Source organism: Paenibacillus sp. 2TAF8, from assembly GCF_052114825.1.
Classification (GTDB): domain Bacteria; phylum Bacillota; class Bacilli; order Paenibacillales; family Paenibacillaceae; genus Paenibacillus.
The window spans coordinates 314,982-340,513 of the sequence record NZ_JBFRFN010000003.1 but is presented as its reverse complement, the minus strand read 5'-3'; the positions used below and the strand labels follow the sequence as shown (position 1 = coordinate 340,513).

Annotated in this window: 22 protein-coding genes; 19 read left to right on the top strand and 3 right to left on the bottom strand. The window is 45.8% G+C overall.

Features of this window, described 5'->3' with window-relative positions:
- Positions 1-24: 24 nt before the first annotated feature.
- Positions 25-336 carry a preprotein translocase subunit YajC gene (yajC, locus tag AB4Z30_RS07265; protein ID WP_441924757.1) on the top strand — a complete coding sequence of 104 codons (312 nt, stop codon included), beginning with the start codon at positions 25-27 and terminating at the stop codon, positions 334-336.
- Positions 337-427: 91 nt separating this feature from the next.
- Here the strand turns inward: yajC and AB4Z30_RS07260 are convergent, their stop codons facing one another.
- Positions 428-823, bottom strand: coding sequence for a TIGR04086 family membrane protein (locus AB4Z30_RS07260; RefSeq protein WP_441924755.1), 396 nt, complete (start codon positions 821-823; stop codon positions 428-430).
- Positions 824-1,004: 181 nt separating this feature from the next.
- Between AB4Z30_RS07260 and AB4Z30_RS07255 the strand changes: the two genes are divergently transcribed.
- A complete protein-coding gene (locus AB4Z30_RS07255; RefSeq protein ID WP_441924753.1) occupies positions 1,005-1,751 on the top strand; it encodes a YetF domain-containing protein in 747 nt (248 codons plus the stop codon).
- A gap of 2 nt (positions 1,752-1,753) precedes the next feature.
- On the opposite strand, the gene AB4Z30_RS07250 is transcribed toward AB4Z30_RS07255, so the two are convergent.
- Positions 1,754-3,406, bottom strand: a complete 1,653-nt coding sequence (locus AB4Z30_RS07250; protein ID WP_441924751.1) for a putative polysaccharide biosynthesis protein — start codon at positions 3,404-3,406, stop codon at positions 1,754-1,756.
- Positions 3,407-3,654: 248 nt separating this feature from the next.
- Between AB4Z30_RS07250 and AB4Z30_RS07245 the strand changes: the two genes are divergently transcribed.
- From AB4Z30_RS07245 to AB4Z30_RS07220, 6 genes are all read left to right on the top strand, one after another.
- Positions 3,655-3,894 (top strand): post-transcriptional regulator, encoded by a 240-nt coding sequence (locus tag AB4Z30_RS07245; RefSeq protein WP_145332921.1) that lies wholly within the window; start codon positions 3,655-3,657, stop codon positions 3,892-3,894.
- Positions 3,895-3,985: 91 nt separating this feature from the next.
- Complete coding sequence (secD, locus tag AB4Z30_RS07240; RefSeq protein WP_441924749.1) at positions 3,986-5,236, top strand: protein translocase subunit SecD; 1,251 nt, start codon at positions 3,986-3,988, stop codon at positions 5,234-5,236.
- Positions 5,226-6,134, top strand: a complete 909-nt coding sequence (secF, locus tag AB4Z30_RS07235) for a protein translocase subunit SecF (RefSeq protein WP_441924747.1) — start codon at positions 5,226-5,228, stop codon at positions 6,132-6,134. The genes secD and secF overlap by 11 nt, the downstream gene beginning before the upstream one ends.
- 73 nt (positions 6,135-6,207) lie before the next feature.
- Positions 6,208-7,167, top strand: coding sequence for a cation diffusion facilitator family transporter (locus AB4Z30_RS07230; protein ID WP_441924745.1), 960 nt, complete (start codon positions 6,208-6,210; stop codon positions 7,165-7,167).
- A 40-nt stretch (positions 7,168-7,207) separates the two neighbouring features.
- Positions 7,208-9,616, top strand: a complete 2,409-nt coding sequence (gene recJ, locus AB4Z30_RS07225; RefSeq protein WP_441924743.1) for a single-stranded-DNA-specific exonuclease RecJ — start codon at positions 7,208-7,210, stop codon at positions 9,614-9,616.
- Between the two features lie 37 nt (positions 9,617-9,653).
- Positions 9,654-10,169 carry an adenine phosphoribosyltransferase gene (locus tag AB4Z30_RS07220; RefSeq protein ID WP_441924741.1) on the top strand — a complete coding sequence of 172 codons (516 nt, stop codon included), beginning with the start codon at positions 9,654-9,656 and terminating at the stop codon, positions 10,167-10,169.
- A gap of 217 nt (positions 10,170-10,386) precedes the next feature.
- On the opposite strand, the gene uraA is transcribed toward AB4Z30_RS07220, so the two are convergent.
- The gene (gene uraA / locus AB4Z30_RS07215) at positions 10,387-11,703 is read right to left on the bottom strand and encodes a uracil permease (protein WP_441924740.1); all 1,317 of its coding nucleotides are present in this window, start codon (positions 11,701-11,703) and stop codon (positions 10,387-10,389) included.
- Positions 11,704-12,016: 313 nt separating this feature from the next.
- Between uraA and AB4Z30_RS07210 the strand changes: the two genes are divergently transcribed.
- From AB4Z30_RS07210 to AB4Z30_RS07160, 11 genes are all read left to right on the top strand, one after another.
- Positions 12,017-14,194: a RelA/SpoT family protein gene (locus AB4Z30_RS07210; RefSeq protein ID WP_441924800.1), complete on the top strand. Its 2,178-nt coding sequence runs from the start codon at positions 12,017-12,019 to the stop codon at positions 14,192-14,194.
- A 10-nt stretch (positions 14,195-14,204) separates the two neighbouring features.
- On the top strand, positions 14,205-14,654 hold the full coding sequence (dtd, locus tag AB4Z30_RS07205) for a D-aminoacyl-tRNA deacylase (protein WP_441924738.1): 450 nt from the start codon (positions 14,205-14,207) through the stop codon (positions 14,652-14,654).
- A gap of 100 nt (positions 14,655-14,754) precedes the next feature.
- Positions 14,755-14,922 carry a hypothetical protein gene (locus tag AB4Z30_RS07200; protein WP_441924736.1) on the top strand — a complete coding sequence of 56 codons (168 nt, stop codon included), beginning with the start codon at positions 14,755-14,757 and terminating at the stop codon, positions 14,920-14,922.
- Positions 14,923-15,174: 252 nt separating this feature from the next.
- Positions 15,175-15,681 (top strand): type 1 glutamine amidotransferase domain-containing protein, encoded by a 507-nt coding sequence (locus tag AB4Z30_RS07195; protein ID WP_441924734.1) that lies wholly within the window; start codon positions 15,175-15,177, stop codon positions 15,679-15,681.
- Positions 15,682-15,753: 72 nt separating this feature from the next.
- A complete protein-coding gene (locus AB4Z30_RS07190; RefSeq protein WP_123066289.1) occupies positions 15,754-16,200 on the top strand; it encodes a hypothetical protein in 447 nt (148 codons plus the stop codon).
- A 997-nt stretch (positions 16,201-17,197) separates the two neighbouring features.
- Positions 17,198-18,451 carry a histidine--tRNA ligase gene (gene hisS / locus AB4Z30_RS07185; RefSeq protein WP_441924732.1) on the top strand — a complete coding sequence of 418 codons (1,254 nt, stop codon included), beginning with the start codon at positions 17,198-17,200 and terminating at the stop codon, positions 18,449-18,451.
- Between the two features lie 189 nt (positions 18,452-18,640).
- Positions 18,641-20,419: an aspartate--tRNA ligase gene (aspS, locus tag AB4Z30_RS07180; RefSeq protein ID WP_441924730.1), complete on the top strand. Its 1,779-nt coding sequence runs from the start codon at positions 18,641-18,643 to the stop codon at positions 20,417-20,419.
- An 18-nt stretch (positions 20,420-20,437) separates the two neighbouring features.
- Positions 20,438-21,196: a tRNA threonylcarbamoyladenosine dehydratase gene (locus AB4Z30_RS07175; protein ID WP_441924728.1), complete on the top strand. Its 759-nt coding sequence runs from the start codon at positions 20,438-20,440 to the stop codon at positions 21,194-21,196.
- 263 nt (positions 21,197-21,459) lie between these two features.
- Positions 21,460-22,758, top strand: a complete 1,299-nt coding sequence (locus tag AB4Z30_RS07170) for an NCS2 family permease (protein ID WP_441924726.1) — start codon at positions 21,460-21,462, stop codon at positions 22,756-22,758.
- 115 nt (positions 22,759-22,873) lie between these two features.
- Positions 22,874-24,688, top strand: coding sequence for an ABC transporter ATP-binding protein (locus tag AB4Z30_RS07165; protein WP_441924724.1), 1,815 nt, complete (start codon positions 22,874-22,876; stop codon positions 24,686-24,688).
- A gap of 156 nt (positions 24,689-24,844) precedes the next feature.
- Positions 24,845-25,504: a TetR/AcrR family transcriptional regulator gene (locus AB4Z30_RS07160; protein WP_441924722.1), complete on the top strand. Its 660-nt coding sequence runs from the start codon at positions 24,845-24,847 to the stop codon at positions 25,502-25,504.
- The last annotated feature ends 28 nt before the right edge of the window (positions 25,505-25,532 follow it).

The following is a 25,532-nucleotide window of genomic DNA, read 5'->3' as shown; positions in this document are numbered from 1 at the left end:
TATAGTCGATAAGGGGGAGTTTTGATGTTTCAAGCAATGACTGCTCAAGCTGCAAATCCGGGTGGTGGAATTTTTTCGTTGGTCGTACCTTTGGTATTAATGGTAGCGATTTTCTACTTCCTGATGATTCGCCCACAGAACAAAAAGCAAAAAGCACGTAATGCAATGTTGGGTCAGCTGAAAAAAGGGGATAAAATTGTAACGATCGGTGGGCTTCACGGCACGATTGCTGAAATCACGGACGACGTAGTGGTATTGCGTGTAAACGATGTTACCAAGCTTACGTTTGACCGAAATGCCATCAGCAGTGCAGTAAGTCGTGAAACGGCTGAATAATTGTATACATGATGAGAATATGCACCCGCATATTCCCGAACAGAGAATCGGATCTGAGGCAGATCCGGTTCTCTTTTTTTGTAGGAGTCAATTATGATGAACGTTGTGTGTTGACACCGAAGATGCCACCAAGAGCAGAAAGCAGGAATGCGATAAGCAACTGAAGGCTGTCCTTCCAGTTAAACGAAGCGTCCAAGGCTAGGAATCCAATGAGCAGTACAAGAAGCCCGTAAACGATGCCTGTAAGGCCACCATAATACCATCCTTTCTCACCAGACCGTTTGCCCGCAATGAAACCACCAATGAGCAGTGACAAACCATGAACCACATAGGTATACGTGGAGAGTTCCTGTTCTCGCAAGTCACTCATCCATAGGAAGAAAGAAAGAACCAACGCGCCGATAAACATCCAGACAAAAGCATGATAGAGACCAGACAGAATCGGATTGGACACCCGAAATGAGAACAAGCGGCGAATCAATTGCATGAAGCAACCCCCTTGTACAAGTTTGAAATTATTACAGTCTATGGTCAAGCCTTCTCACTTATGAACTGATTTCCATTAAATAAACGGTTTATTTCTGCATGAGCATGTCAGGTTCAGGTCAAAATAGGGATTGCACTTCAGATATCTGTTCAAATGCTGAAATTCGAAGGAGGTATCTGTCATGAATTTCACTGATATCGGCCCACATATATATCGAACCATACTCATGTATTTTCTGGTTTATTGCGCGATCCGAATTATGGGCAAACGTGAGATCGGCAAACTCTCCATGTTTGATCTGGTCGTCTCGATTATGCTTGCAGAAATGGCAGCTTTTGTTATTGAGGATATTAAAAAACCACTCTCGCATGGTATTGCTCCAATGATGACTGTCATTATTATGCAGATCGGCATGGCTTATGTCGGTTTGAAAAGTCGAAAACTTCGTTTGATGATTGATGGGAAACCTACGGTTTTAATCTCTAAAGGTAAGCTTCATCGGGATGAAATGCGTAAACAACGTTATAATCTGGATGATCTGTTGCTCCAATTGCGGGAACAGAACATCGATAGCATAGGTGATGTAGATTTTGCTCTCCTGGAGACAACGGGAAAGCTGACTGTTTTTCCGAAAGATCAAAGTTCAGAAGGGGATTCCTCCGAATCGGGATCTAGCCATACGTCTCCCAGTAAAAAGAATAGTATCAAATTAAAAGGTTTTCCCAATATCAAATATGAGGGCTTACCCGTACCGCTGATTATGGACGGGAAAGTGCAGGATGAGAATCTGGAGATGATCGAGAAAACACGTTTCTGGTTGAAAAGTCAAATTCAGCAAAAAGGCATCCGCGATTTCAAAGATGTATTTATATGTTCGATTGACCACAATGGCAAGTTATATATCAGCGCTCGTGAAGACAAAAAATAAATCTATTTGCCAGAGCGGCGTTTAAACCAAGAACCAATGAACGGAGCGCGGGACAGATCATGAAAATCTATCATTTTGGTGAGGCCCATAATGAGAAAGTATACAAGCAAACCTGCCGCTGGGGCTATAATCATTCGCAGCCAAAATGGAATCTGGGCAGCTGAGTGCTCATAGATGAGCAAGGTCGCAGCACCCATAATCAACATGCCAACTCCTGTTTTAACCCAATCCATCAACTTGAAGCGAAAATTTAATAAATGACGCACACTACGTGCGTGTAGCAGGGTAACAACCATCGAGTTAATACAGATAGCAATGACCGCTCCAAAAATGCCGTACTCAGGCTGCGAAGCCAACATTAAAATTAAAGAAATTTTGATAACAGCCCCGATAAATGTATTTAGCAAAGCTTTACCTGGACGATCAAGTGCCTGCAATGCTGCCTGTAGTGGGGCTTGAATGTAGATGAACAAAGCAAACGGGGCCATCAACTTTAGCATGCTTCCAATCGATGCATCATCATAGAGCAGTAGACACATCGGTTCGGCAAGCACATACATAAAGACAGAAAACGGCGCACCCGTGACTAGAGCTAACCTTAGAGCCTGATGCATTCTTTTATGAATGAGCGCACGATCACCCTTTGCGGAAGCTTCAGACAGGGAAGGGACGAGTGATGTTGCGAGAGATGAGGTCAGTGCTCCAGGAAGAAGCAGTAGTGGGATTACCATCCCTTGTAATGCGCCATATTGTGCTGTAGCAAGTCCTTTGGCAATACCGGCTATGGCGAGACTCTGGGCTGTCACGATCGTTTCAGCGAGATAAGACAGCGAGCCGACAAGACGACCAGCCGTAACAGGAATAGAGATGGCCAGCAGACGCCGGATTAATCCTTTCTGAGAAGGAGCAGCCGCTGTAGAGAACTCGCCGTTTTCCTGCAAATTGGGCTTGGCTTCTTTTACAGACTTCGATAAAGGGGAGGGAACCTGCATTCTTTGCTTAGATAGGGGAAGTTCCTGTTCCTTTCTAAACCTTGCATAATTCCAGAGCAGAACAAGCATTCCTCCTAGTTCCCCAACCATGGCACCAAGCATTGCTCCAGCGGCAGCATGTTCAATTCCTTTCGGTAGCAGCAACCATGCAAACCAGATCACAAAAATGATACGGATGATTGTTTCTGTAATGGATGAGATCGCTGTAGGCATCATATTTTGCTTACCTTGGAAATATCCTCTGTACACCGCTGAAACGGCAATAATAGCAATCATGGGGCTCATGCTGACAAACGTATGGTATACCCGCTCATCTGTGAGAACATATTGGGTGATCCAAGGGGCAAACAGGATGCATAGAAACATAAAAACGACACCCAGAGTGAGCGTGAAGCTAAGGCTGATCTGCAAAATACGCTGTGGCGAATAACGGTTGGCACCCGTCTCGGCTTCGGCGACAAGCTTGGCCACAGCCAAAGGAATACCTCCGGTAATCAGTGTCACCAGCACGATGAAAAAGGGATAGCTCAGTTGATAGATGCCTACACCCTCTGCACCGATGACCCGTGGCAGCGCGATACGTGGAATGAAGCCAAGAATCCGGTTGATGATACCTGCTGCGAGTAGGATCATGGCCCCCTGAATAAATGTCTGTTTCTTCAAAACTACCCCTCTTTCCCGGTTGAAGGTACAGGTTATCCTCATTGAAGGTACTGGTTTCCTCATTAATGGGACAAAGCCGTTGTATTTCATCCTATGCCGGTCTTTCATCATCTCATGACAACTTGGACACGATTAACAAAAAGAACCATAACCAGCAAGAAGGAATATGATCGGGTGAGGTCGAATGATGTAGTATTGATGCCGCGTAAAGGCTCGGATGTATGAAGGGAGGCTCCCCGTTGGAAGAAATGAATGATGTGGAGTTGGAACAGTCAATAGAGATACTCTGTCGAAGTAAGGCGGAGGAATTAAGGCTTGTCGGTTACGAATATGTCACCAGCAAAGATGTCTGGAATTGCGTCAGTCATAAATACGAAAAACAGGGTATTCCACCGCTTCACCAACTGGTGAACGACATATTGTCACTGAAAGCAACAAGCTTTATGAACTTTATGACGGTGTCTGCATACCGGGGGTCCTCTTTCTAGACGAAAGGGATCTTTTTTGTTGAAAATTGACTGCTTTTTACGGCATCGCTATAATAGGAATATTGAGAACGAAAGGGGATCTAGGAACGGCATGAAAAGAATTATCAGTTTCATTCTGGTCGTGCTTGTCACCACAGGGGTTATGGTGGGTACAAGCCCGGAGCTGCTCAAAAATATAAAATTGGGCCTTGATTTAAAAGGAGGCTACGAGATTTTATATGAAGCAGAGCCGCTCGAAGCAGGGCAACAACTCAGCAAAGCTTCCTTGGTGCAAACAGCCAAAAGCCTCGAAAGCCGTGCCAATGCGCTCGGAACAAGTGAACCGGAAGTAACTACAGAAGGAAACAACCGGATTCGGTTGAAACTGGCAGGGGTTACAGATGAGGCTGAGGTTAGAGCCAAAATGAAAGAACCCGCTGTTCTGACATTCCGGAGTAAAGCCGCAAATGACAAAGAAGGCGAATACTCCAAAATTGAGCTTCGCGGGAATGAATTTGTCGAAAATGCGGCCAAGGTTGTTTTTACAAGTTTGAACCAGCCGATGATCGACATTAAAGTCAAAGACAAAGCCAAGTTTTCCGAAATCACCAAACGATTGATGGGACAACCTTTAGCTATTTATCTGGATGATACACTGCTTTCTGCACCAACCGTGCAGCAACAGCTGACAGATGGTTCAGCACAAATCTCGGGTAATTATACGCGTGAAGAAGCGAATCAGCTTCGTGATACGATTAACCTGGGTGCATTGCCGTTGAAACTTACGGAGAAATACTCCCAAAGCGTAGGCGCAACTCTTGGTAAATTGTCTCTGGATCAGACAATTAAAGCCGGTTTAATTGGTTCTGTCATCATTCTGATCTTTATGATTGGACTGTATCGCATACCAGGTATCATTGCGAGTTTTGCATTGATCACCCATACGTGGTTAGTACTTGCCATTTTCTATCTTGGAGATTTTGTACTTACCCTTCCGGGTATCGCAGCCTTTATCCTGGGTATAGGTATGGCGGTTGATGCAAACATCATTACGTACGAACGGATTAAGGAAGAGATGCGTAGCGGCAAATCAATTTTGTCATCCGTTAAGGCGGGAAGCAAACACTCCTTCCGTACGATTATCGATTCCAATATCACGACGATTATTGCAGCAGCTGTGATGTTCTTCCTGGGTACTGGTGCGGTTAAAGGATTTGCACTCGTACTGATTTTCGATATTGTAACCAGTATCATCACGAATATTTTCTTCTCTCGCTTCCTGTTAACCCTGCTTGTACGGGCTAACGTAGTCAAGAAGCCTAAGTATTTCGGAGTGAAGGAGAGTGAAATTCGTGCGCTTTAATTGGAGCTATGATTATATAAAGGGCAGTAAAATTGCCTATATCTTTTCGATTATTCTTACGATTACGGGGATTGTCAGTATTCTTGGCCTGGGATTGAACTACGCTGTTGATTTCCGTGCAGGCTCAAACGTTGACATTTCGGTATCCAAAGCGATCACCACAGAACAAGTTAATCCGATCATCAGGGATATGGGTGTCGATGAGGGTGATGTACACATCACACCGGGCGCAGATCGGGTCAATGTGCGTTTTTCCAATGTATTGGATGAAAATCAGGAGAGTAAATTTAAACAGGAATTTAGCAAGTTGGATTCCAAAGCTTCTTATGAGGTCAACACCGTTGACCCAGAGATGGCGAAGGAACTGGAGCGCAACGCAATTTATGCCGTTCTCATTGCGAGTATCGGGATTATGATCTATGTGGCTATCCGTTTCGAATGGCGCTTTGGTCTTGCTGCTGTTATTGCACTCTTCCATGATGCTTTTGTCGTTATAAGTGTATTCTCCATTTTCCGTCTGGAAGTGGATTTGACCTTTATTACAGCGGTACTGACCATCGTTGGTTTCTCAATCAACGATACGATCGTTATCTTTGACCGGATTCGGGAAAATCTTCGTTTTGCCAAGAAGACTACCAAAGCGGAGTTGCGCGAGGTTGTAAACCAAAGTTTGGCTCAAACGATGACTCGTTCCTTGAATACAACGTTCACCGTATTTGCCGCTTCAATCTGTTTGTTCATCTTTGGTGGAGAGTCCATTCGCATGTTCTCCCTTGCCATGGTAATCGGAACATTGTTCGGTGCTTATTCTTCAATCTTCATCGCTGCTCCGCTTTGGCTGGTGCTTAAAGGCAAGCAAGTTAGCAAACCAAAAGCAGCGGCAAAAGCTTCTAACTAAACATCGGAATGTAAAGCCGCGTCTGCCAGGCGCGGTTTTGCAACGTTAAGTACAGAATTAAGGGGGAATTAACATGACAAGAGAAGCTGGCCGATCCGCATACGCGGCTACTTGGAGCGGTATCGTCGGAAACATGGCACTTGCAGTCATCAAAACAGGAGTAGGATACATGGCAAACAGCAAATCATTGCTGGCCGACGGCCTGTATTCTGCGTCAGAGGCCGCCTCCTCCCTGGTTGCTCTTTTTCCCTTAAGATCTGTACATTCCAGAGGTAAGGTGCACAAGGAACGACTAAAAGAACATGCAGAGGCTGCAAAACCCGGCATGACGGTTCTCTTAGCAGTGCTTATTTTGATGGGAGGCCTTCAACTGGCTATTTCTGCATTAAGCAGTTTATCCAGTGGTGAGCTTGAAGCACCAGGAAAGTCTGTTCTTTTGGTTGCTGTTGCAGCTCTTGCTGTGAAAGAAGCTATTTTTCAGTTTCAGTATCGATATTTCCGTAAACGAAATCAGTCTCAGGCGATGTCGTATGCTCTGCAACACCGACGTGCTCTCTATTGTTCACTTGCAGTATTAATAGGCATTATCGGCGCGATGGCTGGGGAAGAGACAGGTTTGAGTCTTCTGTTGTATCTTGATCCAACCGCTGCTCTTATTGCTTCTGGTTTCATTTTGTATAAAGGATACAGAATGATTGTAGACACGGTGTATGGTTCGCTTATTCAAGAACTTGAGCAAGAGGATGCTACAGACTACAAGGAAACAGTACAACGGGTATATGGTATTATCACGATTGAACATTTGGTTGCACGGGAGCAGGAACATGATGTTACCATTGAGTTAGTTATTAGTGTGAACCCCAGAATCTCCATTCTGGAGGCGCAAGAGATTGCGAACCGGGCAAAGACGTTATTGTTAACTCGTTTCAGTCATGTAAAAGAAGTTCAGATCCAGGCTATACCTTATGATCCTGGATATCCTTATAAATCCAATCATGAACTGCCCGATCATGAAGCGACATTAATTCAGTAATGACGCAAGGGTCTCGTAGATCAGGAAAGGAGCGTTATCGTTGCTTTATTCGCAATATCAGTGGAATACACCACATATCAATCTGGAGGCGGCTGCGGGACTTTCGCAGGCGCTTTCCGTTTCCCCTCTCGTTGGACGTTTGCTTGCAAGCCGAGGTGTGCACAATGAAAAGGAAGCAGAACGCTTTTTGCATCCTGATTTGAATCAGATGCATGATCCCTATCTGCTTCTGGGTATGAGTGAAGCGGTTCCTCGAATCAAGTTGGCATTGGAACGAGAAGAACATATTTTAATTTATGGAGATTATGATGCCGATGGGGTATCCAGTACGTCACTCATGATCCATCTAATGCGTCATTTGGGGGCATCATACGATATTTATATTCCTCATCGCTCGAACGAAGGCTATGGTCTCCATAACCATGCTTTGGATTGGGCTCATCAGCAAGGGGTTACGTTGATTATTACTGTCGATACGGGAATCAGCGCTGTAGAACAGATTGCTTATGCTGCAACCCTGGGGATTGAAGTCATTGTTACGGATCACCACGAACCCCCTGAGGTTTTACCTGAGGCATACACACTGATTAATCCGAAATTGCCAGACTGTCCTTACCCGTTCAAGGGTCTGGCCGGGGCAGGTGTAGCCTTGAAGGTTGCTCAAGCGCTGATTGGTGAAGTGCCAGGTGAATGGATGGAGATCGCAGCGATTGGAACCGTGGCTGATTTGATGCCGCTTGAAGGTGAGAATCGAGTGATTGTCAGTTACGGGATCGAATCCATGCGAGGTTCCAAACTGCCTGGAGTCAGTGCTTTGCTAGAGATTAGTGGTGTAGATCAGAGCCAAGTGACTTCCATTAATATTGCTTTTGCCATGGCTCCACGTATTAATGCCAGCGGTCGATTGGATCATGCTGGAAGAGCGGTCTCACTGCTCACAACGGAAGATTTGGATGAGGCGCATACCCTCGCGGGACAGCTGGATCTACTAAATCGGGAGCGGCAACAAGTCGTGGAGGGCATTCTACAGGAAGCAACAGCACAGCTGGAACAAAAAATTGAGCAGCGTTCCGGATCCGTGCCGGATGTGATCGTACTGGCGGGTGAAGGCTGGAATGTCGGTGTAGTCGGTATTGTGGCTTCCAAATTGCTGGAGCGATATTATCGCCCAACACTTATTCTGGGAATTGATCCCGACAGTGGCGTCTGCAAAGGCTCTGCACGTTCAATTGAAGGTCTTGATATCTATGAGGCACTAACAGTGAACAAAAATAGTATGGATCATTACGGCGGACATCCTGCAGCAGCAGGGATGACTCTGCATCGCGATCAATTGGAAGAGCTTGAGGCAGGGCTAAATGAATTTGCCGCAACGGTACTGACAGAGGAGGACTTTGTGCCTCAACGTCTGGCTGATGATGAATGCAGAATCAGTGATGTTCCACTCAAGGTGATCCAGGAGATTGACAGATTGCAGCCGTTTGGAATGAGTAACCCATCACCACGTTTTGTATTGAGAAAGGTGACTATCAAGGAAACCAGAACCATGGGGCGGGAAAAACGTCATTTGAAGCTGGTTCTTGAACAAGATGGACAGCAATTGGAAACAGTTGCTTTCGGCAAGGGAGCACTGGCTGAATTCCTCTCCCCAGGTTCTGTCATTGATGTGATGGGGGAACTATCCATCAACGAATGGAATGGAATGAGAAAGCCGCAGATGATGCTTCAGGACATTCAGGTTCCTGGGGAACAGGTGTTTGATATGCGTGGACATGCTGAGCCGTTAAACGCCATGAAGCACTTTCTGAGCTCACTTGACGTGCATCTGCGATATAAAGCGGGTTCCATCGGGGCTATTGTTCGAAAAGAAACGAATGTTTCTGAGGGAAATTCATTGTATGAACCGTGCCTTTGGGTATATGATAGAAAGGTCGGGTTATTTCCGTGTAATGCTGCTGCAGAGCAGTATGGGCAGGAACAAGTCCGGACGTTATTTGTGTTTGATACGCCAGAAACTCCGGAACAACTTGATGCAATGCTGGCTTTATTCAGCGGAGCCGAGAATATCATCCTTCTGCACGGATCAGGCAACCGTCGAGACCGGCTTCAGATGCCCTCCAGAGAACTGTTCAAGCGTATTTATATGCTGGTGTTCAAATGGAAAGCGGAACCCGTGGAGGAACAGGAGATAATTCCTGTGCTCAGTCGTCAGTGTGGTTGTTCTACGCGTATGATCACGATGATGCTTGATGTATTTGAGGAGCTATCCTTTATTACTCGGAAGGACGGCAAAATTACGGTTGCGGACAACCCGCCAAAACGTGATTTAACTTCGGCACGTCATTATCAGGCGCTGGAAAACATGGCTGAGACCGAACAGGTGATGCTGGATGCATCCACACCTCAGTTGACACAATGGATGGTATCCCGGATGAAGGGCGTATCTTAGATGGAAGTTTGTGTATTTATTTTAGGAGGAGATTATTTTGGATTTTAAAGAGTATATTCGTGTCATTCCTGACTTTCCACAACCGGGAATCAGCTTCAAGGACATCACAACATTGTTGAAAGATGGAGAAATGTACCGCAATGCAATCAATGAACTGAAACAGATGGTTTCTGAACTTAAAATTGATGTCATTGCTGGACCAGAAGCACGCGGTTTCGTTGTGGGCGCCCCACTTGCATACGCTCTTGGTGTTGGTTTTGCTCCAATTCGCAAAAGTGGAAAATTGCCTGGAGCGACAATCGAAGCAGGGTATGATCTCGAATATGGCAAGGATACACTTGCAATGCATACAGATGCGATCGAAAAAGGGCAGAATGTCCTGATTGCAGATGATCTGCTCGCAACGGGTGGTACCATCGCAACTTCCATCAATTTGATTGAACAATTGGGCGGCAATGTGGTCGGTGCTGCATTCCTGATTGAATTAACGGATTTGAATGGGCGCGGTAAATTGCCTGGGAATATGAATGTGTTTACGTTGATGAACTACTAAAACGTAACATTAGCTTATGATTTACTGTGAGTATCAGATGTAAACTTCCCAGTTTCCCGGGAAATAATATACAGCATTAATGAATGGCAAAAAGCCTGCTTCACCAACACTTAAGTTGGAGACGCAGGCTTTTTGAGTTACCTTTTTTTTGAAGATGAAATACGTTCTTGGAATAGATATGAGCATACGCGAATCATAAAAGTTGTTCATTTAATGCTTAATCAGGTGTTTTCTCGGTAATCGGCTGTTTTTGACTATCTTCGTTCAATAAACCAAGGACCTCGAACAATTTGAACAACAGGCTGAGAACCATACCAGCAATCGTGGCCAGCGCCATGCCTTTCAGATGTACACCATAGAAGGAGACTTCGGTACCACTAAGTCCAATAACCAGTATGAGTGTCGTGAGCAGCAAATTCGTCGGTTTGGCAAAATCAACTTTTTGTTCAACCAGAATACGTAATCCTGATGCTGCAATAACCCCAAACAGAAGTAGTGATACCCCACCCATAACCGGAACAGGTATATTAGCCACAAGCGCTGAAAATGTACCTGAGAACGAGAGGAGGATGGCAATAACAGCTGCACCACCGATAACGTAAATGGAGTAGACGCGAGTCAGAGCCATAACACCGATATTTTCACCATACGTTGTATTCGGAGTGGAACCCACGAAACCAGACAAAATTGTAGACACACCATTACCAAGCAGCGAACGATGAAGCCCAGGATCTTTGGACAAATCTTTGCCTACAATGCTGCTAGTTACAAGCAAGTGGCCGATATGTTCAACAATTACAACGAGTGCGACCGGTAAAATCGTGAAGATTACGGACCAGTCAAATGTAGGTGTCGTCAGGGTTGGGGTAGAGAGAAAGCTGGCATCTAAGATATTACTTTTTTCAACAAAGCCCATAAAATATCCAAGAATATAACCGGACACAATACCGATCAAAATGTGAATGATTTTAGGGAAACCGCGGAAGGTTACAGCACCGATCACTGTGATTCCGAGGGTAACCATAGAAAGAATAATAGGTTTAGCTTGTGGTATCCAATCAGGGTTTTTCACAGGATTGGAATTAATTAGTCCTGCCATTCCCGCAGCAACGGGCACAAGCTCAAGACCAATCAAAGCAACGATGGCACCCATAACGGCTGGCGGGAATACGACATTAATCCATCCTGTACCAGCGTATTTCACAAGAAGCGCCACTAGACAGAACACAATTCCTGTTAAGATAAAAGCTCCAAGTGCCATAGAGTATCCGTTCTCGGGATGCTGTTGCAAAACCAAGTATACAGGGGAAATGAACGCAAAGCTGGAGCCCAGATATGCGGGGATTTTCCCCTTACACATCAATATGTAGAGCAATGTTCCGATTCCGTTCATCAACAAAATCATACTGGGATCAACACCAAAGTAATTCGGTACCAATACCGTGCTGCCAAACATGGCGAACAAATGTTGCAGACTCAGTAGCGAGCCTGAGCCCAAAGGCATCTTTTGATCAACCTGAATTTCGCGTTGCAATGAATCTCATCTCCTTTTCCGATACACAAACTTTCAATAGATTACAGAGTTTCTTTCAAATTAGCAATAACAATTTTCAGGTTGGGACTGTAAATCACTTATTTTCTCGAATTTCCCTTCTATTTCCTCAAATATCGGCAATAATACATAATAACCGAACATTTAAAAAATTGGATAAACGCTCTTATTCGTCAGCAGTTGACGGGAAACGGGCAAGGCGTCATAATTATAGGAAATTACTTTTACGGGGAACCTGTGTTGATGTATTGTCACGGGTTCCATTTTGTATAGAAAGGACACGGAACAGATCAGAATGGGCATAGAGCAATTACTCGAGAAGGCCGGGGCGTATATCAAAGAACCCGATCTGGTGCGCATACGAGAAGCTTACGAATTTGCTGATCAGGCTCACCACGGACAGACGCGAAAATCGGGAGAACCGTATATTCTGCATCCGCTTGCGGTTGCCGACATTGTTGTGAATATGCAGATGGACACCATCTCCATTATTGCAGCACTTCTTCATGATGTAGTAGAAGACACTACGGTGTCGCTTGAAGAGATCCGCACTCGTTTCGGCAATACGTGTGCCATGCTTGTTGACGGCTTGACAAAGCTGGAACGTATCCAGTTCCGCTCCAAGGAAGAACAGCAGAACGAGAACTACCGCAAAATGTTCATCGCCATGGCGCAGGACATCCGTGTCATCGTGATTAAACTGGCTGACCGTCTGCATAATATGCGGACCCTCAAGTTCCAGTCGGAAGAAAGCCAGCGCCGGATCTCGTATGAGACGCTGGAGATTTTCTGTCCGATTGCTAACCGTTTGGGGATCTCTGCGATCAAATGGGAAATGGAGGACATCGCCCTCCGTTATTTGAATCCGCAACAATACTACCGTATCGCTAATCTGATGCATAAGAAACGTGCAGAACGCGAGCAGTACATCGACACCGTAATGGACGGTATTACGAGCAAGCTCGAAGAGATGGGCATTCAAGCAGACCTATCTGGACGACCGAAACATATCTACAGTGTGTTCAAAAAAATGACGACCAAAAACAAGCAGTTTAACGAGATTTATGACCTGCTTGCGATTCGTATTATTGTGGATAATATCAAGGATTGTTATGCTACGCTGGGCATAATCCACACATTATGGAAGCCTATGCCTGGACGGTTCAAGGACTACATCGCTATGCCAAAAGCGAATATGTACCAATCCTTGCATACTACCGTAGTCGGACCTAACGGTGAGCCAACCGAAGTACAGATTCGTACTTGGGATATGCACCGAACAGCCGAGTTTGGTATCGCGGCACACTGGGCTTATAAAGAAGGAACTGCGGCAGGGCCTCAGTTTGAAGATAAAATCACCTTTTTCCGGGAAATTCTTGAGCTTCAAAATGAAGCACAGGATGCTTCCGAATTTGTGGAATCGCTCAAAATGGACTTTTTCTCCGATCTGGTGTTTGTATTTACGCCAAAAGGTGAAGTCATTGAATTACCAAGCGGCTCTGTGCCGCTAGACTTTGCCTATCGCATTCATACCGAGGTGGGGAACCGAACCATTGGTGCCAAAGTAAATGGCCGAATTGTTCCACTGGACTACCATCTCAAAACGGGCGATATTATCGAGATTCTAACTTCCAAGCATTCTTACGGCCCTAGCCAGGACTGGTTGAAAATAGCTAAATCTTCACATGCACGAGCCAAGATCAAACAATGGTTCAAGAAGGAACGCCGTGAAGAGAACGTAGAAAAAGGCCGGGAGAACTGCGAGCGCGAGCTGAAACGGATGGGACTTGATCCTTCTGCGTGGATGACCGATGACAAGCTAATGGAAGCTGCGAAGAAATTTGCATTTAATGATATCGATGATATGTTAGCTGCGGTTGGTTTTGGCGGAATCACGGCTGCTCAGATTGTCACGAAGGCAACGGAAAAGCTTCGTAAAGAGCAGGAAGAATCCAACTTGCTGGAACTGAATTCCGAGATGCGTGAACTGAAGCCGGCTCCTGAACGTAGAAACAGACCAACCAACGGTATTCGAGTTAAAGGTATTGATAACCTGCTGGTTCGCTTTGCAAGGTGCTGTAACCCTGTGCCTGGAGATGACATTATTGGTTATGTTACACGCGGCCGCGGCGTTTCTGTGCACCGCAGTGACTGTCCAAATATCCCTACAAGCGCGGATGGAGAAGAGGCAGCACGGGTGATTGAAGTTGAGTGGGAAGAGAATATCGAATCAAGCTACAGTGTCGATATTGAGATTACAGGCCATGACCGCAATGGACTGCTCAATGAGGTGCTTCAGGCTGTTTCCGAAAGTAAAACGAACATATCTGCCGTCACTGGACGGACGGATAAAAATAAATTGGCATTGGTGCACGTCACGATTCTGATTCGCAATACAGATCATCTGCATGCCGTCGTGGAACGAATCAAACGGGTGAAGGACGTTTATTCTGTGCACCGGATTATGCAGTAGGGAGTCCGTAATGAGAGTGCTGGTACAACGCTGTAAAGAGGCTCAGGTAACTATGGGTGATGAACTGACAGGCAGAATTGAATCTGGTTTGATGCTGCTTGTAGGCATAACTCATGAGGATACGGAGAAAGATGCGATCTACCTTGCAGATAAAATTAGCGGCCTTCGCATATTTGAGGATGAACAGGAAAAGATGAATCTCAGTCTGCTGGATGTAGGCGGTGCGGTATTGTCCGTTTCACAGTTTACGCTGTATGGTGATTGTCGCAAAGGCAAACGCCCGAGTTTTGCTGCGGCGGCTCGTCCAGAGGTAGCTGAACGCTTGTATGAAATGTTTAATCAGTTGTTGCGGGATAAAGGAATTCAGGTGGAAACGGGACGTTTCGGAGCGATGATGGATGTTACGTTTACGAACTGGGGCCCGGTTACCCTGATGCTAGAAAGTCCTTCACGGGACTGAGCTTTCGTATAATTGCGCAGCGAAGAGGCCATAATGAGAGAAGTACACGTTGTTATTACATTGAGTGTATCTTTGTTAACCAAAGGAGTTTCTCTTAATTATGCGCCAATCTGCAAAAGTAACTAAAACCCAGAACGAGCCGCTAATGATGCCTGGCAATCTGGCGGAGTCACTTCAACTTGCCCGCTCTGCCGCAGCCCATGTGTCCACATTGTGGATGCTGCAAACCTCGGATAAAGACAGGCAGGAGCATCATCCACGACCATAGCCTAACCATTTAACAAAACATAATAGTTATGCTCGAAACCCCGGTTTTTTGACAATCCGGGGCTTTTTGCTGTTATGATTCGGATTTCATCTTCTCGGAGGAAGGCTGCAAAATCAAATTCCAAATGTATTGATTGTTATAAAAGGCACTCCTTGGGGTAATAACAAAACGAGGCACAAAAGACGTACCAAAGGATAGAATCAAACTCTCTAGGTTTAATCACATTCGAATACGGAAAGGAGACCATAGATCATGAGTAAAGTTGCTTTTTTGCTTGCGAATGAGTTTGAGGATTCAGAAATGAAGGTTCCGTACGATGAGGTGAAGAAGGCTGGACATGAGGTACACATTGTCGGGTTAAAAGCGGGTGAAACGCTTCAAGGCAAGGGAGGTAAGGCTTCCTATACGACGGACAAAGCGATCTCAGAGGTTCATGCGTCAGATTATGATGCTGTCGTTATTCCGGGTGGGGCGTCGCCGGAAAATTTACGAACAGACGCAAATATCTTGAAGTTTGTTACGGAAATCAATGCGGCTAACAAACCAATCGCTGCGATCTGCCATGGTCCACAAATTTTGGCTAGCGCAGATTTGCTCAAGGGACGCACAATTACATCCTATCCCCCGTTGAAAGATGACATGGTCAATGCAGGAGCCGACTTCAAGGATCATGAAGCGGTTGTCGACGGAAACTATATTACATCCCGTACACCTGAAGATGAACCAGCATTTGTTCGTGAATTAATGAAAGTAATATGATCATAAAAGGGTAAATTAAATTGGATAATGGCATTCTAATGATATATTTCATTCCATAAAGGAGGGTTTGACATGGCAAAACATATTCAGGCGTATTTTCGAACCGAAGACGAGGCAGAGGGTGCAAGAACTTCACTATTAACGTTTCATACCGAACAGCTTGAAGTAGGTCAACTGGATGCTGCCATTGGCAGAGATACACGAGTTATGGTTCCACTAGTTCCTTACAATACGGCTGGTGGTGTAGGTACGAACGGTGCAATGGGCGTAGGGGCAGCTCCTGGGGTTCCAGCTAGCGAAAATGTAATTCCGGTTGTCACCGATGTCAATCGTGACGCGGAACGTGATCCTCGCAACAGAGTGAACGAGGACGGAGATATGCTGGATGCTGCAGATGTAACTTCGGCCGACTATGATGACCTGCATTATGTTCTGTCTGCCAAAGTAAGGGACGAGGATTATGATGCGATCGTTCATAAACTTCGCTCTAACCATGCCTATGTGGAAGAACTTGATTAACCGATTAAACCAATGCAGGCCCTTGCGCCTTCCCGGTATCCTATTGTCGGGAAGGTGCAAGGGTCTTTTGTCATGCGCAACGATTCGATGGGTCCAAATTTGCTGACTAATAAACAAAATTAGTGTAGAAAAATCAAGTTTTAAAGCGCTATCATTTTTGTAATATTACTGTAATATTAGTAACACAAGCCTTTAACAATGTGCGTTTATAATAACAGACATGACCCCCTTTTTTTATATATCTTTTGAACCTGCACACCGTGTGCAGGTTATTTTTTTTCTATCTTTGCATGTTAGCCCTTGACTTTAGTACTGCGGTTCATTACAATCAGAAAATAATACGTTGACTATAGTCAACTAAAGTCGTTTTTTGAAGAATATGACTGATTTGATGACGGGACCAAGTACTCCGTACCCACATGACCAGAGAGGAATCCCCAAGGCTGTAAGGATTCTCTTGATGAGCGGACGAATGACTTCCCCGAGAACAGACGGCGAACAAGGCAGATAGCATCTGCGGATCGTAGTAGCCGGCCTGCGCATGACGTGCGTTATACGTAGAGCGGAAGAACTGTTAATCTGGATGTAGCATTAAAAACATCCTGACGTAACAGCAACAACCTGAACGGCTATATGATCAGGCTTCCGGAATGTGGGTGGTACCACGGGTGAATGTATATACAATCTCTCGTCCCTTTGTTTGCTTTTTATAAGCACACAGGGCGAGGGATTTTTTTGTTTTTTTAGTTGATTCTCCCTGTACACGGGAACGTAGAGTGTAGAACCAATCTGAAGAAACGAAGTTAAAAGCTTTCTGCAAGAAAGCTGCATCGGAAGCATAGGCTTCGCCTTTATCACCGGATTTTTAACATTTCTAAAAGTTAGATCAGGAAAATCCCGGGATAACAGCGATCGGAAGATGGTACTACAATCGAAGTGGTCAAGTGTACATTGAGAATTAACGTTTACAGAGAAAATCAATGCTGGAGGGATACAGATGGCTTTTCAAAAACCGACAGGAACGCAGGATTTGCTACCAGGTGTAGTCGAGAAGTGGCAGTATGTAGAAGAAAAAGCACGCGATCTGTGCCGACGTTTTAATTACCGCGAGATTCGTACGCCGATCTTCGAGCAAACCTCCTTGTTCGTACGCGGTGTAGGAGAAACGACGGATATCGTGGAGAAAGAAATGTACACCTTTGATGACAAAGGCAATCGTAGCATGACTCTTCGTCCTGAAGGCACTGCAGGCGTAGTGCGTGCTTATGTGGAGAATAAGCTGTATGGCGAACCGGATGTGAGCAAGCTGTATTATATCGGTCCGATGTTCCGGTATGAGCGTCCACAGGCTGGTCGTCAGCGCCAGTTCCACCAGTTCGGTGTAGAAGCTCTTGGTGCCGTTGATCCGGCAATTGATGCCGAAGTTATCGCACTCGGTTATCAACTGTGTGTAGAGCTTGGACTGAAAGATGTCAAAGTAGAAATTAACTCGGTGGGAAATGCAACAAGTCGGGCGGAATACCGCGAGACACTGCTAGGTTTCCTTAGACCAATGAAGGACACACTTTGCAAGGACTGCCAATCCCGGATGGAGCGTAACCCGCTGCGTGTGTTGGATTGTAAGGTAGATCAGGAAAAATTCGTTGGGGCTCCGTCCATTCTGGATAGTCTGGATGAAGAATCATTAAGTCATTTTGCCAAGCTGCAGGCGTATCTGGACGATTTCGGCGTAGACTATGCGGTGAACAACCGTCTGGTGAGAGGGCTGGATTATTACACCCTGACCGCATTTGAGCTAAAAGCACAAGGGATTGGAGCCATTGATACCGTTGGTGGCGGCGGCAGATATAACGGTCTGGTTGGCGATATTGGCGGACCGGATCAGCCGGGTATCGGCTTTGGTATTGGTCTGGAGCGTATTCAGCTCATTCTGGAACACCAAAATATTGAAGTAACTACACTAGCTCCGCTCGACGTATATTTCGTCGCTCTTGGTGAGTCAGCGGATCGTGAGGTCAATCGACTATTGTTCAAGTTACGTCAATCCGGCTTATCCGGTGAGCGTGATTATCTGGGTCGCAAAATGAAAGCACAGATGAAATCGGCTGACCGTTTCAAAGCTCGTTATACGGCGATCCTTGGGGATGACGAACTGGAGCGTGGCGAGATTTCACTCAAAGCGATGGATACAGGTGAGCAGCAGACCGTGAAGCTGGATGATCTGGTGGCAGCGGTACGCGGAAACAATTAAGAACCTATGATGGAATGACAGTTGTAGAATCGGCAAGTGGCTATGGTGAAAGGATTCCGGTTGTATGGATGGTAATCTCCAGAGACAGGATGCCTTTCGAATATAAGTCTTCACGTAACCGGATTGTGGGTGGCATGCTACAAGCTTGTCTTACACAGAACGGAAATTTCACATAAGAGGAGTTTGGTTATGAAAAGAAGTCATCATTGCGGCGCATTAACAAACGCACATATCGGTGAAACAGTAACATTGAACGGCTGGGTACAGACCCGCCGTGACCTGGGGGGCGTACTTTTTATCGATCTGCGCGACCGCAGCGGAATTGTACAAGTTGTGTTTAACCCGGCATATTCCGGTGAAGCATTGCAAATTGCAGATCGTGTACGCAGTGAGTATGTCATTGCGGTAACAGGTAAAGTGGTTAAACGTGATGCAGAGACCGTTAATAAAAACTTGCCAACAGGCGAGATCGAAGTGCAAATTACAGAGATTGAAGTGTTGAATGCAGCCAAAACACCTCCATTCTTTATCGAAGATGGTGTTGAGGTAGACGAATCCCTGCGTTTGAAATATCGTTACTTGGACCTGCGTCGTCCAGAAATGTTCGAAACATTAAAACTGCGTTCCAAAGCGTCTAAAGTGTTCCGTGATTACCTGGACGGTGAAGAATTTGTTGAGGTAGAAACACCAATCTTGACAAAGAGCTCACCGGAAGGTGCGCGTGACTATCTCGTACCAAGCCGTGTTCATGAAGGTGAATTCTTCGCCCTGCCACAATCCCCACAAATCTACAAACAATTGTTGATGGTTGGTGGAGTTGAGCGTTACTACCAAATCGCTCGTTGTTTCCGTGACGAGGACTTGCGTGCAGACCGTCAACCGGAATTCACTCAAGTCGACATCGAGACGTCCTTCTTGCAACAAGATGACCTGTTGCCGATGATGGAACAGTTGATGGCGAAATTGCTGCGCGAAACAAAAGGCATTGAGTTGGAGTTGCCATTCCAACGGATTACGTATGCTGATGCAATGGGCAAATACGGTTCAGATAAACCGGATCTGCGTTTTGGCATGGAACTGGTGGAAATGAACGATATCGTAGCAGGCAGCGGCGTGAAAGTATTTGCTTCCGTCATCGAAAAAGGTGGAGAAGTGAAAGTACTGAATGCTAAAGGCTGTGGTACTTGGAGCCGTAAAGAGATCGATGATCTCGGACCATTCGCTGCTCGTTACGGCGCTAAAGGTCTCGCTTGGATCCAAGTAAAAGATGGCGAGTTCAAAGGGCCAATCGTGAAGTTCTTTACGCCAGAAGAGATTGAAGCTGTTAAAGAACGTACAGGCGCTGAAGAAGGCGACTTGTTGCTCTTCTCCGCTGACACTAAAAAAGTAGTTGCGGATGTTCTCGGTGCCCTGCGTCTGAAAATCGGACGTCAACTCGGTCTGATCGATGACAGCAAATTCAAGTTTGCTTGGGTTGTGGACTTCCCGCTGCTAGGCTATGATGAAGAAGCAAAACGTTATGTGGCGGAACACCATCCGTTCACACGTCCAAAAGACGAAGATGTACATCTGTTCGACACAGATCCGGGTGCAATCCGTGCACAAGCCTATGACCTTGTTCTGAATGGTTATGAAGTGGGTGGCGGTTCGATGCGTATTTACAAACGTGATGTACAGGAAAAAATGTTTGCTGCGCTTGGGCTTACACCAGAAGTGGCTAACGACAAATTCGGTTATCTGCTCGAAGCATTCGAATATGGTACACCACCACACGGCGGGATCGCCTTTGGTTTGGACCGTCTCGTGATGCTGCTGGCAGGTCGCACGAATCTGCGTGAAACGATTGCCTTCCCGAAAACGGCAAGTGCAACCGATCTGCTGATGAATGCACCTTCCGAAGTGGATGGATCACAGCTGGAACAGCTTCATATCCGTGTAGCTCGTAAGCCAGTCGCGGAAAAGAAATAAAGGAGGCATCGATTCTCAATGCTCCATCAATTTTCAAGAACAGAGCTTGCGATCGGACCTGAAGGTCTGAATACGCTCAAAAATAGTACGGTAGCTGTGCTTGGCATCGGCGGTGTGGGCGGTATTGCTGTAGAAGCACTTGCCCGCAGCGGTGTTGGCCGAATCATCCTGATTGACAAAGACGTGGTGGATATTACCAACATCAACCGTCAGATTCATGCACTTACGACCACGGTAGGTCAGAAAAAAGCTGACTTGATGGTAGAACGCGTGAAACTGATCAATCCGGAATGTGATGCGATTGCGCTGAACATGTTTTATACCGAAGAAACGTATGAGGAACTGTTCAAGTACGAGCTGGACTATGTGCTGGATGCTTCCGATACGATTATCTACAAAGTGCATCTCATTAAAGAATGTCTGAAACGCAAAATTCCAATGATCTCCAGCATGGGTGCTGCGAACAAAATGGACCCGACGAAATTCCAGGTGGCAGATATTTCGAAAACGTCCATGGACCCGATTGCCCGTGTGGTGCGCACCAAGTTGCGCAAAGACGGCATCAAAAAAGGGGTTAAGGTGGTATTCTCCACGGAGGAGCCACTCAAGCCACGTGCAGACGTGACGCAAAAAATCGTTCCGGAGAATGCGCCAGAGATTCGCAAAGCGAAACAACCCCCGGCAAGCAATGCCTTTGTACCACCGGTAGCTGGATTGATTATGGTCAGTGTTGCAGTGAAAGATCTGCTTGAAAAAGCGGAGAAGTCAGAGGCTTAAGGCGAAACAACAGATCAAATCAAGCTACATCGTATACAGATCCACAGTGAAGCGCGGGTGCCCTGAGCACCTGCGTTTTTTGATACCTTTCTTTTCGTTCGCTGCAGGCAATCGAAAATAGAGTGATAATTGAATTGTTTGGGAATTCAATATGTCAGGATTACGTCATGTACTTCACTTTGAAAACGGTGTATGATATGTTGTGCTGTGCGAAATGATGATATATACATAATGATTTGCGGCCAGAGAGGGGAACAAAACGAATGAAACACGGGTGGTTGTCCAGACAACTGGGCATGGAACCAGAAGATCAGTGGAAGAAGGAAATTGTGGCTGGCGCCATATCCTATTTTGCTGTCGTTTATATTGTGATGGTGAATGCAACGATTCTTGCCGATGCAGGGATGCCTTTACAGGCAGCAATGGTAGGTACGTTGCTCACATCCATTTCGGGATGTTTGCTGATGGCCTTCGGCGGTAAATCACCGATTGTAGTCGTACCCGGCATGGGGATCAATGCATTTTTCACGTATACACTTGTGCACTCGATGAAGCTGACTTGGCAAGAGGCGCTGGCGGTCGTTGCCGTAACTGGTGTAATGTTTGCCATTGTTGCTTTTACATCATTATATAAACTGATCAGCGAAGCAATCCCGAAAAATTTACAGCATGGTATCACGGTTGGAATAGGGCTGTTCCTGACTTTTATCGGATTGCAAAAGAGTAGCATTGTGATTGCCCATCAGACAACCTTTGTTGCCATTGGGCACTTCAATGATCCAAATGTCATCACGGCTTGTGTAACATTAGTACTTGCGATTATTTTATTCATTCGAAATGTACAAGGTGGTCTACTCATTAGTATTCTGATCGGAACAGGACTTGCTTATGTGCTGGGAGCGGTACATCCTGGCGAAGCGGTATCTGCTATGGATGCGTTGCGTCAATACGGAGGTCTGTTCGGTGAATTGTCTCTGATGAAGCTGGCGGATATTGCGTTCTGGATCGCGGTGTTCCTGCTGCTATTAATCGTTGTATTTGAAAATATAGGGCTTATTACCGCCCAGACCAACATGATTGGTCGTCCGGCAAGGTTTAAGGGCAGTCTGCGTGCACTGTCGATTAGCACGGTGCTAGCGGGCATCTTCGGCAGCAGTCCGCCCGTGGCAGCAGCTGAGACCACAGCGGGTATCGCCGCAGGTGGTCGCACGGGCTTGACTCCGCTTGTAACAGCTGTGCTGTTCGGCGCCACCTTTTTCTTCATTCCGCTGCTCGGTTATATTCCCGACAGTGCGATTGCTCCCATTTTGATCATCATCGGCGGTTTGATGGTACAGGGTGTGAGGGAGATGGATTTCAGCGATTTTACCGAAGCGTTTCCGGCATTTTTAATCATGGTCATGATTCCTTTTACATATAGCATTGTGGACGGGATGGCTTTTGGCTTTATCGCGTATCCGCTGGCAAAACTTGCTGCTGGAAAAGGAAAAGAAGTGCCTGTAGTCATGTATGCCATTTCGATTCTGTTTCTGGCGAACTTTGTATTGCATGGTATTTTGTAAAATAATTAAAAAGTGACTCTGGCTATCACTAACGATAAGTGATTTAGGGAACTTCATGTAAGTTTGAACGTATGATCATGGATGAAGAGATAGAGAGCGGCTGGGAGGAACGGGAATGGAAGAACAGCAAAAGTTGGAATCAGATGAGCCAAAAGTAGGGAAAAAAGGATTCAAGGATTTTGTTAAATTAATTGCATCTACGAACCCGCCAAAATTGATTCTGACCCTGGCTCTCATTTTGACATTGATTCAAACAACGGCCGGTTTAATCGTGCCGCTAATGACCAAAGGCCTCATTGATGGGCTGACCACATCAGCACTGAACAAATCGGTGATTTTTCTACTACTCGGAGCGTTTGTTATTCAAGCTATCGCTTCAGGCATCAGCATCTATATGTTGAACTATGCCGGGCAACGTGTCGTGGCGACGCTTCGCACCAAGCTGTGGAACAAGGTACTGTCACTCCGCATGCCATATTTTGACCGAAATCGTACTGGGGATACGATGAGCCGGATCACGAATGATACCAGTCAAATTATGACACTCATTGCTGATTATCTCGTATCATTTGTCTCCAACATCGTTGCGGTAATCGGTGGCGTGGCACTGCTGTTTTATCTGGACTGGGTCATGTCTCTCATCATTCTGAGCCTGGTGCCGCTGACCATGCTGATTTTGCTGCCAGTAGGCAAGAAGATGTACAAGATTTCGAAGAAGCAACAGGACGAGATGGCTGGACTTACGTCTGTACTGAGTCAGGTTATTGGAGAGATTCGACTGGTGAAAGCATACGGAACGGAGAAACAGGAATCGGAGGCGGGTGATTCCCGCATTCGCAAAATGTTTGCTTTTGGATTACAGGAAGCCCGTATTTTGGCATTGATCGGACCCTTGTTTACTTTTGTCATGACGGCTGTACTCGTTGTTATTCTTGGTGTCGGGGGTATGCGCGTAGCTTCGGGGCTTTTATCACCGGGGGAACTGGTTGCGTTCATTCTGCTGCTCTTCCAGGTCATTATGCCGATGGGGCAGTTCACCACCCTGTATTCACGTCTGCAAAAAGTAGTCGGTGCCACCGAGCGCATTCAGGCGATTCTTGCGGATGAGGAAGAACCGGATCACAGCACCAAGCTGGCTCCACAAGGGAATGAGACGATTGCCTTTCACGATGTACATTTCTCTTATGTTACAGGTGAAGAAGTGTTGCACGGCATTAATCTAACCGTTCCGACTCGCAAAGTAACAGCCATTGTTGGTCCGAGCGGAAGCGGCAAATCAACATTGTTCTCGCTGTTAGAGCAGTTTTATGTTCCCGACTCCGGTTACATCTCATATGGGGGAGAAGCAATAGCAGAGTATTCATTATCCTCCTGGCGTAACAAGATCGGATATGTTTCACAGGAAAGCCCGCTAATGGCAGGTACGATCAAAGACAATATCACCTACGGTCTGGATCGTGAGGTAACGATGGAGGAGATCAGCAGAGCGGCGGAAATGGCATATTCGGCTGATTTTATTAACAAATTGCCGCAAGGCTACGACACGGAAGTGGGCGAGCGAGGGATTAAATTATCCGGCGGACAGCGTCAGCGGATCGCCATTGCTCGTGCATTGCTGCGTAGCCCCGATATTCTCATGCTGGATGAAGCAACATCGAGTTTGGACAGTACCTCGGAATACGAAGTGCAACAGGCGTTGTCCAATCTGATGGAAGGGCGAACCACGATTGTTATCGCGCATCGATTATCAACGGTTGTAGATTCGGATCAGATTGTTGTTTTGGAGCACGGGCATGTGACGGGAACAGGAACTCATGCGGAGTTGATTAGTACACATCCTGTGTATCGTGAGCTTGCACAAAAGCAGTTTGTCGCACAGAATGAAGAAGGCATGGAGGCCAGTAGTGGTAATATAGGAAGTGAAGAGTAACTTTTGGTTATATTGAAGAAGGATTTTCGTAATTACCCTATGAAGGTAATTCAACGGAAATCCTTTTTTGTCTTTTTGAAATTCCTCATATTGACAGTAATGCTAACATACTCTATATTATAGATACCGACCGTTGGTATGTATAAGGAGGAGCTTATGGCCAGAAATAAATACCCTGAGCAGACACTGGACCTGATTCTGGCAGTCTCAACTCAGATGTTTACCGAAAAGGGATATGAAAAGACCAGTATTCAAGACATTATAGTTGAATTAGGTATGTCTAAAGGTGCAATATATCATCATTTCAAGTCCAAGGAGGATATTCTTAGTGCAGTGATGGAGAAGGAACTTGGGCGGGCAGAAGACATGTTTATGGAACTCATCCAGAACACGCATGCTCCGAATGCCAGACAGAAGCTCATCAGTATTTTGGAAAATATTATCGTTGATCCTGGAATTCAATCTAACTCAATTGATCAGGTTTTAAGCACTCAGATCAAGAATCCTCAGTTTGTACTTGGTGGAATCAGGAAGGGGGTTCTAAAAGACGCACGAATTATTGCCAATATCATGGAGCAGGGCAAGAGTGATGGATCGATTTCTGTCGAATATCCGCTGGAGTGTGCTGAAATCTTCATACTGCTTGTTAATATCTGGATCAACCCTCTTCTTTTTGGACGGGATCAGGCACAGACATTGGATAGACTTAAGTTTTTACAGCACATGATGAAGCTTTTGGGAGCGGATATCGTAAGTGAACAACTTATTCAACGTATTACCAGTCGGCATGCCAGCACGGGAGGATATATGGGATGAAGGCAAAGAAGGCAAAGAAGGGGGCGAA